The following is a 13,689-nucleotide window of genomic DNA, read 5'->3' as shown; positions in this document are numbered from 1 at the left end:
AATTCTGTATTCTATCATCATCATCCTGAGTTATAATTCCATCCTTAATCAGCCTGGATTCCAGTATTTTTATTGGATCTTTTGCTAACAGTTCTTTTACCTGATCCTTTGGCCTGTAAATTTCAGGATCACCTTCAAAATGGCCGTAATACCTGTACGTATCTATGCTTATCAGAGTTGGCCCATTTCCATTTCTGGCACGTTTGACAGCTTCTTCTGCTGCCTCGTACATTTTAACCGGATCATTATCTTTCACGTATATTCCAGGCATGCCAAAACCTGAAGCTCTTACAGCATCATTTGCAAGAGGTGTAGAGTCTTTTGTTTCTACTGATATTGCCCAGTCATTGTTTTCTATTACAAAAACAACAGGCAATTTCCATAGGGACGCAAGATTCAATGATTCCAGAAACATCCCCTGATTCAAAGCGCCGTCGCCGCCGAATGCCACTGCAATATTGTCCTTTTTGTCAAGTTTAAATGCAAGGGCAGCCCCCAATGCCGGAGGGAAAGAGGAACCAACGATGCCTGCACATGCAAAATTTACTTTTTTATCGAAAATATGCATATGCCCTCCCTTGCCCTTGCTCAGGCCTTCGTGCTTTCCCATAATCTCTGCTGTCATTTTGTTTAAATCCACTCCTTTTGAAATGGCAGTATGATGGGGTCTGTGTGTGCTGTACACAAAATCATCATTTCTTAGGAGAACAGACATCCATGCAGCAGAGGGTTCCTGCCCTGCAGATAAATGCATTTCACCTGGTATTTTCCCTGCAGCAATATTGAAAAGCGGTTTTTTGTCGCTAAGGTAAATATCACGTAGTTTTTCCTCATACTTACGGCTTTTTACCATTGTAGCATATATTTCAATAAGATCTTCTTTACTGTATGTTTTAACCATAAAAATCTCCATAATATTAACTGTTTGTTCTATAAAATAATTTGGATTGAAACATATATATATGCATAATATGATATATAACGCATAAATAACTATTAATGGAGTTTCAGAAAGAAATAGAAGTTAACAGCAGCAAAGATGCCGTCTGGGATCTGATAATAGATTACAAAAAAATACCTGAATACTGGCACGGAACAAGAAGCATAGAAAAAGATGGCGATTATTATATGGTACAGTTCGCCTTTCCGGGAAAAGGAAAAATGGAACTTGAAACAGATGATAAAAATTTTACAATAACTGAGAAATATATAAAAGGGCCATTTACAGGAGAAAAAATTACAAGGCTTGAAGGCCAGAGTCCCTTAAAAATCATATCCATATGGAATATTAAACTTTCACCATTGCTCAGGGCGTTTTCCAAAAAACTGCAGGGGCATTTTGAGCAGGGCACAGAGGATGCATTAAAGAGGATAAAAGATCATTTTGAATCATGATTTAAGTTAAATTCCACGTCATATTTATGCTTTATAAATCCCTGGCAGCAGTCAAGGAAAATGGTGTGCCCGCAGATAGGGCATGCAGAATAATGCCTGTAATTATAGCAACTCTCGCATTTGCAATTTTCGTCCATGCAGTCCTCACACATATTATAAATAATATACTTATCATATTAAATTATTTTTAAATTTCTTTAACTAATTTTTTTAAAAAATAGGTACTTTATTTATTAATGGGCACAATAAGGATTAATGGCTTCATACGGATTAAGGAGAATTCTTGGGCTCCGTTCTGCAATTATAATTAATCTTGGTGCCATTATAGGTGCAGGGATTTTCGTGATTATTGGAATAGCTGCAGGCAGGGCAGGCCCTGCAATAATTATTTCAATTTTTATTTCTGCGGTAATTGCCATATTTACAGGATTAAGTTTCTCTGAAATCGCACAGCACATATCAAAGGAAGGTGGAGTTTATGAATATGCAAAGGATTCATTTGCCCCTTCTGCCGGATTTATTGGAGGAACGATGTGGACATTTTCCAATATGATTGCAATTTCCGCAGTTTCACTCAGCATGGGAAGTTACATTAATGCACTGTTTCATCTTCACATAACTCTTATAATTTTTGGAATTCCAGTAATAATACTATTTGCAATACTTAACATGCTCGGATTAAAAAATTCAGCAAAGACATTATCGATATTAGTTGGAGTTAATATTATCATTTTAATAATTTTTGTTATCTCTGGCATATTCTATTTCAGGACCAGCGATTTTACAAATTTTGCACCACATGGATTTACAGGAATCATGGAAGGTTCTGCCCTTATATTTTTTGCTTTTACCGGTTTCTCACGTATAACCACTGTGGGTGATGAAGTTAAAAATCCTGAAAAGAATATACCAAAAGCTATAATATTTTCTATTATAATATCATCAGCCCTTTATGCAGTAATAGCAGTAGTTGCTATTGGCCTTATCCCTGCTTCTGGGCTGGCTTCGGCCTCTGCACCGTTATCTGCTGCAATAGCTGTTCTGCACAATCCATATCTTCTTGTAATCATAGCAATAGGGGGAATCACTGCAACCGCCGGTGTCGTACTTACGGGAATACTTGGTACAAGCAGGGTGCTTTATGCCATGGGGCGGGACAGAGAAATTCCCATGCAATTCGGGAAAATAGATAAGTATGGTACACCTGTCTATTCAATTTTGCTATCCATGGCAATAAGCTTGATTTTTGTATATTTTGTTGGTTTTTCAACAATAATCGAAGCTTCAAATGTTTCTGTGCTCATAGCATATTCAATAATAGATTTTTCAGCAATAATTCTCTGGAGAAAGGTAAAAAATGAAAATCCAAAAAGTTTAAGGGAGCAAAAATATTTCTTCCTTATACCTGCAGCAGGCATAATAACAATATTCATTACAATAAGTTATCTCGGGCTTCCAGCAATAGAAATAAGCATTGCTGTTCTTGCCATAGTCTCTGCGGTTTATGGAATTAAACATATAATGGAAAACAAAGGAATATTAAAAAAAGTCAGAAAGAAAATTCCGGCTCAAAGCATCGTAAGAGAATTTGGAAAAAGCAGGCAACGGATAAAATAATAAAATTGGAGCAGATTGTTATTGAAATGTACCGTTAGAAATATTAATAATTAATATATCGATAACATATTGATTTTTATGGGAAAAATAACATTTGAAAATAAAAAGTGGAATGTGCCAGACAATCCAACAATTCTGTATACAGACGGAGATGGCATTGGGCCAGAAATTATGGACGTTGCCAGAAAAGTTGTTGACGCCGCTGTTAAAAAGGCTTACAAAAATAAAAAAATAGACTGGAAGGAAATACTTGTAGGGGACAAAGCACTGAAAGAAAAGAACGACAGGTTTCCTGAGGAATCACAGGAAGCAATAAAACTGTACCGGGTTCTTCTGAAAGCTCCACTGGGAACTCCCATCGGCACAGGCTTTAAATCCATAAATGTAAGAATCAGAGTAATGCTTGATCTTTATTCCAATATCAGGCCTGTAAGTTATATGCAAGGTCTGGAAAGCCCGCTTAAGCATCCTGAAAACGTTAATCTAACAATATTCAGGGAAAACACAGATGATCTGTATATGGGAATAGAATATAAATATGACAGCAAAGAAGCCGCAGAAATTAGAAAATTCTTTAAAGATAAATTACAGGTTGAAATCAGTGATGATTCCGGCATAGGCATAAAACCCATGAGCAAATATAAAACGCAGAGAATTACAAGAGCTGCTGCAAAATTTGCAATTGAAAACAATAAAAAGAAAATTACAATAATGCATAAGGGAAACGTAATGAAATATACAGAGGGTGCGTTTAGAGAATGGGCATACGAAACGCTTGAAAATGAGTTTGGGGAATACACATCCCGGGATGATCCCAGCAAGATACTTATAAATGATATGATAGCTGATAACATGTTTCAGCAGATAATTACCAGGCCAGAAAATTATGAAGTTATACTGGCACCGAATATTGATGGGGATTACATATCAGATGCAGCAGGGGCACTTATAGGGAATATTGGAACTCTTGGCGGTGCTAATGTTGGAGATGATGCAGGAATGTTTGAGGCAGTGCATGGTACAGCCCCAAAATATGCAGGGCAAAATGTTGCAGACCCTCTTGGATTAATTCGTGGTGCACAGCTCATGATGAAATACCTGAACTGGACAGAAGCATATGATGTAATTGAGAAAGCTATTGGACAGACTATTGAACAGAAAAAAGTGACACAGGACCTTGCTAAATTTTTCAATGTTCCTGCACTGGGCACAAAGGAATTTGGAGATAGCCTTGTTGATATTATAAATAAACTTTAAAGAGTTTATAAATTTTTTTGCATTTTTTCTATTGATTTTTTATAATTTTCCAAAAGTAAAACTTCAGCCAGGAATAAAAAACCTGCTATTGCCATTACTGTTATTATATCATTTAATACTATTTCAATTACTGTATGCATCTCTTCCGTTATGATTCGAATTGCAATTATTATAAGCGAATACAAGACTAGTAATTTCCTGTGTTTCCACGTAAACCGTTCATAATCTCTCTGATTTAATACTGTCATGATTTATTGATATTGATTAAACATATAAAAATGCCATATAATACTATTTATCTCCGACATATTCAGTTAAATTATTTATGATATAAATACTATATAATAGCGTATGAAAGTCTTACAATATTCTGAGATATCCAACAATTATTTAATTATACTAATTATTTTACAATACGGATTAATAAATATTCATAAATTTGATGAGAATGTTTATATATAGTCACACTATCAATATTTATGCAAGAAGTAGATAATAAAGTTTTGGGGAAACGAACCAAAACCGGAATGAGAAGAGGAATGAGCACACATGAAGCCATTATGTTTGGCATTGGTGGTGCAGTAGGTTCAGGTATACTGTTCGCAGCAGCAGGAGGAACAGGTTATGCCGGGCCAGCAGTAATAATATCATGGATTCTTGCTGCAATATTCATTGTACTGGTAACACTTCCATTTGCAGAATATGCTGCAATGTTTCCAAGATCCGGAATAAGCGCAAGGGTAGCATACTATTCGTACGGTTCATACGGAGGATTCCTTTCAGGATGGGGATTGCTGATTTGGGCTGCAACTATTCCTGCTATAGAAGCGGTTGCAGTTTCAACTTACGCATCATTATATTTTCCATTTCTGTACAATTCCACCACAGGTATTTTAACAGTTTCAGGAATATTGCTGTCAATAATCCTTTTGCTAGGATTCTTTGCCTTAAATATGGTTGGAATAGCAAGATTTGGAAAATTCAATAAGGTGCTTACATGGGTTAAAATCGGTGTTGTTGTAGCATTTATCGTAATACTGCCCATGTTCATATGGCACTGGGGAAACTTTACATCTGGGCTGGCTGGAGCCAGCAGTGCAGGTGGATTTGCAGGATTTATGCCATCAGTCGGTGGATTGTTTATAGCCATTCCTGCATCTGGAATATTATTCTCATTTGGGGGGTACAGGCAGGTAGCTGATATGGCAGGGGAAGTTAAAAACCCCGGAAAAACAATGCCAAAAATCATTGGAACTGTGCTTGCTGTTCAATCACTTATGTATATTGGAATGGCATTTGTTATAGTGGGGACAGTAAGCTGGGCTGGATTTGGAATACAGACCGGTGACTGGAATTTTGTGTCAGCACTTGGATCTCCTCTATCATCTATAATAAGGGCAAATATTATTCCTGGCATGACGGTTGGTGAGGCAGATTTATTAGGAGGAATGGTTCTAGTATTCTTCATGTTTGCAATATTTTCGCCAGGTGGAACTCTGGGTGTTTACCTGACCGGAGCAAGCAGAATTATATTCGGATATTCAGAAGAGGAAGCCCTTCCGGGAGCTTTTAGGAAAACAACAAAACATGGTGCACCTTACTTTGCTCTGATACTGGCTCTTGTCCTTGCTATAATATTCCTTTTGCCTCTCCCTTCATGGTATGCACTTGTTGACTTTGTCGTTGTAGCTGCTGTGGCTAATTTTGCTGTTGCATCGATCTCACTACCGGTACTGAGAAGGTTGTATCCAGATGTAGAAAGGCCTTTTAAAATACCATATCCAATGCTTTGGGCCTTTATTTCATTCGAGGTTGCAACATTTCTTATATACTGGTCAACATTTCCAACGACATTATATGCACTTGGTGCAGTTCTTGCGGGATCAGTTGTATTCATATACCAGGCAAACAAAAAGCATTTCATGGGCTTAAATCTCAAAAATTCAGCATGGATACCAGTGTATATAGCCGGAATGATATTGCTGTCATACCTTGGGGGTTCACCAACAGGCGGAATAAACTTGATTGCATATCCTCTGGATTACGTTGTTCTTGGAATATATGCTGCAATGTTCTTTGTAATAGGATTAAACAGCGCTCCAAAAGAGCCGCTTATGTCTGCAGAATCACTTCTTGATCCTACAAAGGAGATTGATGCCGAAGCTGACTATTAAAAAAACTTATTTTATTATTTTATTTATACTCATTTTTTATAATTTCTACTGATATATTTATTTTATTTCCAGTAATTCTTTTAGCATTTTCAATAGACATATTTTTAAGAATATCGATGAATACAGGATCATATTTGATTAATTCCATAATTTCCAGCACTGTATTTGCACTTCTTATTCTGGAAACAATATAATCGTTATAGCCAGAAGCTATTCCGATTGAAGCAAGAAAATTAAAATTAATATTGCTTTTTGATGAATGAAGATCCATGTTATTGTTGGCCAGTTTTGATATTTTACCTGCCATTCCTGCTATAATAATATTTTTCATGCCTGCATCAACAGCTCTTTTCAAGGAAAAACCAAGAAAATCACCGATTTCTATAAATTGTTCTTCCTTAAAATCCAGATATAGATTTTTAACTGCAGTATCACTTCTGCCACCTGTACTGAAAACTAATGTATCGATGCCCATTCTGGAAGCAACACGAATTCCAAGTACTATTGAAGCTTTCCATGAAGAATCCGAGAATGGAATTACTATTCCTCTGGTACCAAGTATTGAAATGCCCCCCATAATTCCAAGTTTTGGATTGCATGTTTTTTTTGCAACTTCTTCGCCACCGGGGGCAGAAATTGTAATTTTAATTCCACATGTTATGTTGTTAAATTCAAGTATTTCATTCACTGTATACCTGATCATTTTCAACGGAACAGGGTTTATTGCAGGATTTCCTGGCTTTATTGGAAGCCCTTCTTTTGTTACGGTGCCAATACCTTCACCGCCAGCAATTTTTATACCAGGTTCTGTACTGAATTCAATCCTTGAATAAATATACAATCCAGTTGTAACATCAGGATCATCCCCGCCATCCTTTTTAACGGCAGCAATGCAATAATTGTTATTAATAAGCTGGTGTTCAATTAAAAAGTTTGCAGTTTTTTTTGCCGGCAAATTTATTTGAACACTGTTTACTGTTTTTCCAGTAATCAGCATATTCAGGGCTGCTTTAGTTGCTGCTGTGGCACAGGCACCGGTTGTATATCCATAATGAAGGTTGGTTTTATCGGGATTCTCAATATACATTTGAATACGCCATTATTGCATTGAATATTGCAGCTGCTACTGCCGAACCTCCTTTATTGCTTAGATTGGTTATGAAATTCCCATTAAATGATAAAAGCCTTGATTTTTCTTCAAGGGCTGAAACAAATCCTACAGGTACTCCTATAATGAGTTCAGGAAAGCATATTCCATTCTTTATTGACTCAAGAATAGCTGAAAGTGCCGTTGGCGCATCACCAATTATGTATATAGCTCCAGGGTTCTCTTCACATGCCTTTTTCATAGATAAATATGACCTTGAAATCCCTGTATTATAAGATCTTAAAATTATGGCGCTGTCATTGATGTAGCATTTTTTGTTTGGATATCTGGATATTCCGGATAGTACCATATTTATGTCTGTTATTACCTGCAGTTTACCCTTTATATATGGTAGTGAATCCATAAATGAGGATGAAAATATAAGCGATTTCCCGATTTCGAAGTCTGCAGTTGCGTGAACAACTCGCGTTATTATCTCATCTTTAAGGGAATTTCCAAGTCCCATTTTTTCCCTTATAAATGTGAAACTGCGATTATAAATTTCTGACGGTTTCAGGATATTTGTCATATTTTTATTTTATCCCATAATTGCTTAAAATCTTTTTTATTTCAACCGTTGAGTGCCCGACATTTTTCCATTCGTATTCCTTTCTGGAAACGATTATAACATTTATTTTCATTGACATCGCAGCTCTGATCTTTGGTTCTGTATTAAATCCGCTGTCTTTTGTTATTACAGTGTCAATATTATAAAATTCCATTATTGCTTTATTGAGGTTTTCTGTAAAATTGCCTTCCATTGCTATAATATGATCTTTTTTTACTCCCATATCAATCAGAAATTTTATATTTAACGGTTCTGGAAGAATCCTGAAAAATACATTCTTTTCCATTATAAGATTCTCAAAAGCCTCTGCATTTTTTATTCCAGTAGTTATAAGTATATTTTTCCCTGTTATTGATGCAAGTTTAGATGCCTTTGCATAATCTTCAACATATGTTATGTTCCGATCAATTATTCCAATTTTGTTGCGCTCAAATCTAATAACTGGAATTTTTAGTTCATCTGAAGCTTTTATGGCATTCTCATGCATTATTTCTGCATATGGATGGCTTGCATCAATAATAGCATCAATTGAAAGCTCCTTGCATTTTGATATGAGCAATTCACAATCCATTCTTCCAGTAATTGCCCTTACGTTGTTGCTTTCCAATTTATAAACAGCATCAGGGGTCGTGGCACTTGCTATAATAGAATAACCCGCATTAACCAGATCAGAAGCCAGCGATCTTGAATCAGAAGTGCCATCAATAAGCAGTATCATAAAAATTCTTTTATTTCTTCTCTCTCATTTCTTTCTGAAATTTTTCAATATCTTTGACTTTAACTTCCAGTATAAAAGCACCAACATAATTGCAATCTTCACATTTATAAATTGCTCCGGCTATCCCGCCGGCAATCCAGTTAATGCTAAGAGAACCACACTGTGGGCATATCTTAACAGTTCTGTATTCATCCATCTTTAAACTATATAAAAACTCTATTTAACCATTTTTAAAATGCCCATTTGCAATATCTTCTTCATATTTCAGGTTGTTAAATTCTGGATTTTCCTTATTTTAAATAAAAGATGTTTTATTTCAATAATTTGAATAGAAAGTTAATAATTACACTGATAATAAAAGAAGTTTATTGTAATAAAATTTATTATGCTATGAGAAATCACATATTGATGCTTTATATTTATGGCACAGTGTATAATAATGAAACCAGAATTGAACAATCTATTGAATCACTGAATAAAATCAATACAGAAAAGAAATTCCTGATAGTGGATAATTTTTCTACAGATAGGACATATGAAATTTTATTAAAACTGGCAAATAAATATCCTATTGAGGTTAAACAGGCAAAAAGTACAAGGGGATCTGGAAGGAATATAGCAATGAATATGGCTTTTGATGAATCGAATGACAATGATTTATTTATGGTATTTGATCTTGATACCATATATCTAGAGCCATTCATAAAATTAGCAGAAAAATATATAAAAACTTTGCAAAGAAATGAAGTATTTCTTAGCTTTTTGTGCTACAGGCAAACAAATTTTACGGTTCCGTGGAGAGATTTAAATGGGGCTGAAGATTTTGAAAGAATGGCACATTTTATTTCTGAGGGATATAAATTATACATGGAAAAATTCCAATACGACAAATACTTATTCGATAATGAACCTGTAAATTTTGATGACAGGGAGAAAAGATATGCTAAAGGATTGAATTATTACAAACGGAGATTTTCCCAGGTAATGGACATAATGAGATCTCTTGGAATAAATAATATTAAAAATTTAACCGCATATATGAAAGATGTTAAAGTAAGAAAAAGATTTTATTTGTATGGATTAGTAATTTATGCTACAATGAAAATAAAAAGGAGAGAGATTTATAATTATTCCCAGGAAATAAATTTATTCTATGTCAGGAAAAATGTCGAATGGCTTGATTTAAGTTATTTGAATCCTGAATGAGACACTAATAGATACAGTTATGTATACATCATTTTTATATTTAATAAAATAACAAATGCAGTGCATTGCATTAAAACTAGAAATAAAACAATGGTCCCAATAATTTTATATGATTTAAAGATCTTGATAATTTATAGTTCAGGAGAATTTTTATTGCGGCAGTAACATGGTATATGTGGCAAAAGATATTAAATAAAAAGTTATAAAATGCATATGAACGTATGATAATTTTAAAGATATAATAATATCTTTATCCATTATTTTTATCTGCATCCAAATTAATTGCTTTTGCTTCTTCCAGCAGGTCACTAATCTTTCTCTCTAAAGCTTCAATATTTGCACTGTCGTTTCTTTTTTTCATGTAAAAACCCTGGCGAATCAGTTCAATTATTGGATGTCCTATTTGTTTTATCAGGTCTTTCAGGATTATATAATCATTTGGATCTGTAAACACATTAATATACGGAAATTCCCGATCTATTGCATCAAAAATAGCCTGATCTTTAACTTCCTCATTAAGATCAAGAATATTGTTTACAAATTTTTTTCCATCCGGGGTTAGTTTATAGTACTTTTTTCCATTAATAATTGTAAAATCTATGAACCCATCAGCCATTAGTTTGTTCAGTACCGGAATTAATGCACCATTTGAAATATTTTTTCCAGTATTTGAATTATACAATCTCTTTGATAATCCGTACCCTGTCATTTTCTGAAGATTGAGAATATAAAGTATCCTGAGGGAATAGTCATTCATAAATATCAATTCCATTGTTATTAAAATATTTATGGCTTTTTTTCTGTTCCATTATTATCTTTTTTGTTTCCATTTCCTTTCTTTGCCTTTCCTGTTCTTCTTCTGTTATGAACAGAAACTGCAACTATAGCACCAAGTATAACAATTATTAATGCAGCCATACCTGCATATAATGGCTCTGTTAATGTGCTGCTGATCTGTTTTTCAGTTGTTGGCTGTATTGTCTGGTTATATGTAAATACTTTATTGAAAGTTTCGGCAGTGTTATTGAAATGATACTGTACCAGTAACTGTACAGGATATGTTCCGGCTGACCCTGGAGATGTATCTACCAGGTATGTGACTTTTATGCTCTCGCCTGGCCTGATCTGCGCAAATGTAACATTATTTGCAGTGAGTGCACCCAGCGGATTTGAGGAAGATACATATATTGAAATTACTTCCGGTGACAACATATGTATTTCAATATCAATGAAAGATTTTGTACCTGTATTGTTAAGATAAAATACCATGAGCTGTTTTTTTGTATTGGATATAAGCCTTGTATTTTCTATTGCCACAGATAAAGATGTTTTTCCATTGCCATGTATATATGTATTCAAAGTGTATACATTCTGATTAATATGAAATTCCAGCGGTGAATTTCCAGTTACATTCTTTGCATCAATATAAAATGTAAAATTCAGTAATTTGCCCAGTGGATAGTATGAAATATTATAATTAGATGGAGATACAATTGTATAATTTGGCGATGTTATATACACATTTACATTTTTCATAGAAGAAGTTCCAGTGTTTTCAGTATACACTGTTAATTTTATGAATTTTTCATTCTGATAAATTACCGGCGGATTTGTTGAATAAGATATTATCCCAATTTGTGGTTTTCCAACTGGAATTGTAATTGTTGTGTTTCCGGATATTGTTGAATTATAATAACTTAAATTTTCATCATAAAAAGAGCTTTCACTGCTTTTATTTATGTTCACAAGCTGCATTATTGTGTATGAGTGCCCAGCCACAACTTCCGGCATAACATTAAATGTTCTTACATTCTTATCAGGGCCAGAAATATATGCATATGATAATGGTGCTTTATATGCCGTTAAATTTATTGATATATTTATATCATTAATTGTTGTATATGCAATAAATGTGACATAAAGCGGTATTCCACTGCTCCCTGGCGCAGGTAGTTCTGAGGAATTCTGGCTGTACCATGAGACCGATGTTACTGCTAACGCATTATTTTCTGTGGTTTCTGGATTTATGGCATTTTGGTTAGCATTCCCATTGGAAACTAAACCAGATGCTCCTATAGCTGTCATTACCATTGCAAGGATTATAAATCCTGCTATTAATTTTTTATATGTTTTCATTTTTATCGCCTATTTTTCCTGTTACTAAGGTTGTAATCAGCACGGCCACTAAAATAAAAATTATGCCTGTAATGTAAATAAAATTATAAGCCGTGCTGGATGGAAATCCATATGTTACAGGTATAAATGGAAAGCCATGAAACTTATAAGGTATTAATCCTATTATTACATGTTCAGAATACATGGTTTCCAGAGTCCCACCGACTGCCGGAGCTATAGTCATCCCAAGTTCTCTAAAAACAGTGTTCATTCCTGTGCTTTCTCCCGCTCTTGATGCTGGTGTCGATATTAATAAAAGATTTATTATCCCAACAAGCACAAAGGAAAATCCACTGCCCAGAATTGTTGCTGCAATTATAATGTCCGTTACTGTACTCCTGTCTACAAGAAGAATTAGAAAAGCCAGAGAACTAACTGAGAGCCCGATCAGCATTGCAACCTTTGGCCCTTTGGAATCGGTAATTTTGGCAGCCAGTGGGGCAAACAGCATTGCAAATATTGTGGCAGGCAGCATTATCAGGCCGGATTCAAATATTGATTTCCCGAATCCGCTAGGGGCAGGGTCCTGCAAAAGTGTTGGAACTGTAAAAAGAAGGAAATACATGCCTGCCATAGTAAACAGGCCTACGAAATTTGCTATCAGTATATTTTTAGACTTCAATAGATACATGTCTATAAAAGCATCTTCGCTGTGGCTTTCATGCAATACAAATGCATAAAATCCTCCTATTGACAATAAAAATAATGAAATTATTAAAGGTGAGAGCCATCCATATGTATTTCCTTCAGAAAGTGCAAAGATAAAAAACACAAGAGATGCTGCCAGTATCCATATTCCGAGAAAATCAATTTTTTGCTTAACTGGCTTAACAGTATCCTTTAAGTAAAAATATGATAAAATAAATAACAGAAATGAAACTGGAATCATAACGTGGTATGACCACTGCCAGCTGTATGTTTCAGTAATATAAGCACCAAGAACAAGAGCAAGGCCGGCTCCAACAGCGAATGTGGCGCTCATAAGGCCCTGGGCAAGTGCCAGTTTAGATTTTGGGACGACATCATTAATGATTGCATATGCAAGGGGATACATGCCGAAGCCAATACCCTGGATTACTCTGATAACTATAAGTTCGTCCAGTGTTCTTGCAAATCCACCAAAAGATACTGATACAGCATATATGAAGGAAAGAATAAGAAAAACTTTTCTTTTTCCATATACATCGCCAAGCTTTCCAAATATCCCGGCGGCTACTGTACCAGTTATAAGATATGCTGTAAGTATCCATGAAACATTGTTATATGTTGTATTGAAGAACGTTATAAAAACAGGAATAGCAGGAACAATCATGGTTTCAACATATATAATGAGTGTTCCTGAAAATGCCATAAGTGCAACTATTCTGATAACATCACTTTGTTGTAAGTTCTCCATATATGTCTTATTAGACATGTCTATTTAGTATAAATA

15 protein-coding genes are annotated in these 13,689 nt (G+C 34.8%); 6 read left to right on the top strand and 9 right to left on the bottom strand.

What is annotated here, in order from left to right:
- A partial coding sequence (locus tag WKI77_RS05635) for a thiamine pyrophosphate-dependent dehydrogenase E1 component subunit alpha (protein ID WP_337860850.1) occupies positions 1-901 on the bottom strand: 901 nt, incomplete at its 3' end.
- A 98-nt stretch (positions 902-999) separates the two neighbouring features.
- On the opposite strand from WKI77_RS05635, the gene WKI77_RS05630 reads away from it, so the two are divergent.
- The 4 genes from WKI77_RS05630 to WKI77_RS05615 all read left to right on the top strand — a co-directional run bounded on the left by WKI77_RS05630 (position 1,000) and on the right by WKI77_RS05615 (position 4,269).
- Complete coding sequence (locus WKI77_RS05630) at positions 1,000-1,395, top strand: SRPBCC family protein (protein WP_337860849.1); 396 nt, start codon at positions 1,000-1,002, stop codon at positions 1,393-1,395.
- Positions 1,396-1,421: 26 nt separating this feature from the next.
- Positions 1,422-1,586, top strand: a complete 165-nt coding sequence (locus tag WKI77_RS05625; RefSeq protein ID WP_337860848.1) for a hypothetical protein — start codon at positions 1,422-1,424, stop codon at positions 1,584-1,586.
- A 64-nt stretch (positions 1,587-1,650) separates the two neighbouring features.
- Positions 1,651-3,012 (top strand): APC family permease, encoded by a 1,362-nt coding sequence (locus WKI77_RS05620; protein ID WP_337860847.1) that lies wholly within the window; start codon positions 1,651-1,653, stop codon positions 3,010-3,012.
- Between the two features lie 78 nt (positions 3,013-3,090).
- Complete coding sequence (locus WKI77_RS05615) at positions 3,091-4,269, top strand: NADP-dependent isocitrate dehydrogenase (RefSeq protein ID WP_337860846.1); 1,179 nt, start codon at positions 3,091-3,093, stop codon at positions 4,267-4,269.
- 5 nt (positions 4,270-4,274) lie between these two features.
- On the opposite strand, the gene WKI77_RS05610 is transcribed toward WKI77_RS05615, so the two are convergent.
- Entirely contained in the window at positions 4,275-4,517 is a 243-nt protein-coding gene (locus WKI77_RS05610; RefSeq protein ID WP_337860845.1) for a hypothetical protein, read from the bottom strand.
- A 231-nt stretch (positions 4,518-4,748) separates the two neighbouring features.
- Here WKI77_RS05610 and WKI77_RS05605 point away from each other — a divergent pair, with 231 nt between their 5' ends.
- A complete protein-coding gene (locus tag WKI77_RS05605; protein WP_337860844.1) occupies positions 4,749-6,443 on the top strand; it encodes an APC family permease in 1,695 nt (564 codons plus the stop codon).
- Between the two features lie 19 nt (positions 6,444-6,462).
- On the opposite strand, the gene WKI77_RS05600 is transcribed toward WKI77_RS05605, so the two are convergent.
- The 4 genes from WKI77_RS05600 to WKI77_RS05585 are packed head-to-tail and all read right to left on the bottom strand — an operon-like array spanning position 6,463 to position 9,072.
- On the bottom strand, positions 6,463-7,530 hold the full coding sequence (locus WKI77_RS05600) for a cobalt-precorrin-5B (C(1))-methyltransferase (protein ID WP_337860843.1): 1,068 nt from the start codon (positions 7,528-7,530) through the stop codon (positions 6,463-6,465).
- Positions 7,520-8,119 carry a precorrin-8X methylmutase gene (locus WKI77_RS05595; RefSeq protein ID WP_337860842.1) on the bottom strand — a complete coding sequence of 200 codons (600 nt, stop codon included), beginning with the start codon at positions 8,117-8,119 and terminating at the stop codon, positions 7,520-7,522. Before WKI77_RS05595 ends, WKI77_RS05600 begins: the two co-directional genes overlap by 11 nt.
- A 4-nt stretch (positions 8,120-8,123) precedes the next feature.
- On the bottom strand, positions 8,124-8,876 hold the full coding sequence (cobK, locus tag WKI77_RS05590) for a precorrin-6A reductase (RefSeq protein ID WP_337860841.1): 753 nt from the start codon (positions 8,874-8,876) through the stop codon (positions 8,124-8,126).
- 10 nt (positions 8,877-8,886) lie between these two features.
- Positions 8,887-9,072 (bottom strand): hypothetical protein, encoded by a 186-nt coding sequence (locus WKI77_RS05585; RefSeq protein ID WP_337860840.1) that lies wholly within the window; start codon positions 9,070-9,072, stop codon positions 8,887-8,889.
- A gap of 194 nt (positions 9,073-9,266) precedes the next feature.
- On the opposite strand from WKI77_RS05585, the gene WKI77_RS05580 reads away from it, so the two are divergent.
- A complete protein-coding gene (locus WKI77_RS05580) occupies positions 9,267-10,082 on the top strand; it encodes a glycosyltransferase family A protein (RefSeq protein WP_337860839.1) in 816 nt (271 codons plus the stop codon).
- Positions 10,083-10,332: 250 nt separating this feature from the next.
- On the opposite strand, the gene WKI77_RS05575 is transcribed toward WKI77_RS05580, so the two are convergent.
- The 3 genes from WKI77_RS05575 to WKI77_RS05565 are packed head-to-tail and all read right to left on the bottom strand — an operon-like array spanning position 10,333 to position 13,653.
- A complete protein-coding gene (locus WKI77_RS05575; RefSeq protein ID WP_337860838.1) occupies positions 10,333-10,839 on the bottom strand; it encodes a PadR family transcriptional regulator in 507 nt (168 codons plus the stop codon).
- Positions 10,840-10,868: 29 nt separating this feature from the next.
- Positions 10,869-12,218, bottom strand: coding sequence for a hypothetical protein (locus tag WKI77_RS05570; protein ID WP_337860837.1), 1,350 nt, complete (start codon positions 12,216-12,218; stop codon positions 10,869-10,871).
- Positions 12,205-13,653, bottom strand: a complete 1,449-nt coding sequence (locus WKI77_RS05565; protein ID WP_337860836.1) for an MFS transporter — start codon at positions 13,651-13,653, stop codon at positions 12,205-12,207. The genes WKI77_RS05570 and WKI77_RS05565 overlap by 14 nt, the downstream gene beginning before the upstream one ends.
- Positions 13,654-13,689: the final 36 nt, after the last annotated feature.

This window comes from Ferroplasma sp. (genome assembly GCF_037442045.1).
Taxonomy (GTDB): Archaea; Thermoplasmatota; Thermoplasmata; order Thermoplasmatales; family Thermoplasmataceae; genus Ferroplasma.
This window is presented reverse-complemented; position numbering and strand designations above follow the sequence as displayed.

Excerpts from the sequence above, each read along its gene's own strand:
- WKI77_RS05565 (WP_337860836.1), bottom strand. The coding sequence starts at position 13,653 with ATGGAGAACTTACAACAAAGTGATGTTATCAGAATAGTTGCACTTATG.
- WKI77_RS05585 (WP_337860840.1), bottom strand. The coding sequence starts at position 9,072 with ATGGATGAATACAGAACTGTTAAGATATGCCCACAGTGTGGTTCTCTT.
- WKI77_RS05610 (WP_337860845.1), bottom strand. The coding sequence starts at position 4,517 with ATGACAGTATTAAATCAGAGAGATTATGAACGGTTTACGTGGAAACAC.
- cobK (WP_337860841.1), bottom strand. The coding sequence starts at position 8,876 with ATGATACTGCTTATTGATGGCACTTCTGATTCAAGATCGCTGGCTTCT.
- WKI77_RS05570 (WP_337860837.1), bottom strand. The coding sequence starts at position 12,218 with ATGAAAACATATAAAAAATTAATAGCAGGATTTATAATCCTTGCAATG.
- WKI77_RS05630 (WP_337860849.1), top strand. The coding sequence starts at position 1,000 with ATGGAGTTTCAGAAAGAAATAGAAGTTAACAGCAGCAAAGATGCCGTC.
- WKI77_RS05605 (WP_337860844.1), top strand. The coding sequence starts at position 4,749 with ATGCAAGAAGTAGATAATAAAGTTTTGGGGAAACGAACCAAAACCGGA.
- WKI77_RS05580 (WP_337860839.1), top strand. The coding sequence starts at position 9,267 with ATGAGAAATCACATATTGATGCTTTATATTTATGGCACAGTGTATAAT.
- WKI77_RS05615 (WP_337860846.1), top strand. The coding sequence starts at position 3,091 with ATGGGAAAAATAACATTTGAAAATAAAAAGTGGAATGTGCCAGACAAT.
- WKI77_RS05620 (WP_337860847.1), top strand. The coding sequence starts at position 1,651 with ATGGCTTCATACGGATTAAGGAGAATTCTTGGGCTCCGTTCTGCAATT.
- WKI77_RS05595 (WP_337860842.1), bottom strand. The coding sequence starts at position 8,119 with ATGACAAATATCCTGAAACCGTCAGAAATTTATAATCGCAGTTTCACA.
- WKI77_RS05600 (WP_337860843.1), bottom strand. The coding sequence starts at position 7,530 with ATGTATATTGAGAATCCCGATAAAACCAACCTTCATTATGGATATACA.
- WKI77_RS05625 (WP_337860848.1), top strand. The coding sequence starts at position 1,422 with ATGCTTTATAAATCCCTGGCAGCAGTCAAGGAAAATGGTGTGCCCGCA.
- WKI77_RS05575 (WP_337860838.1), bottom strand. The coding sequence starts at position 10,839 with ATGAATGACTATTCCCTCAGGATACTTTATATTCTCAATCTTCAGAAA.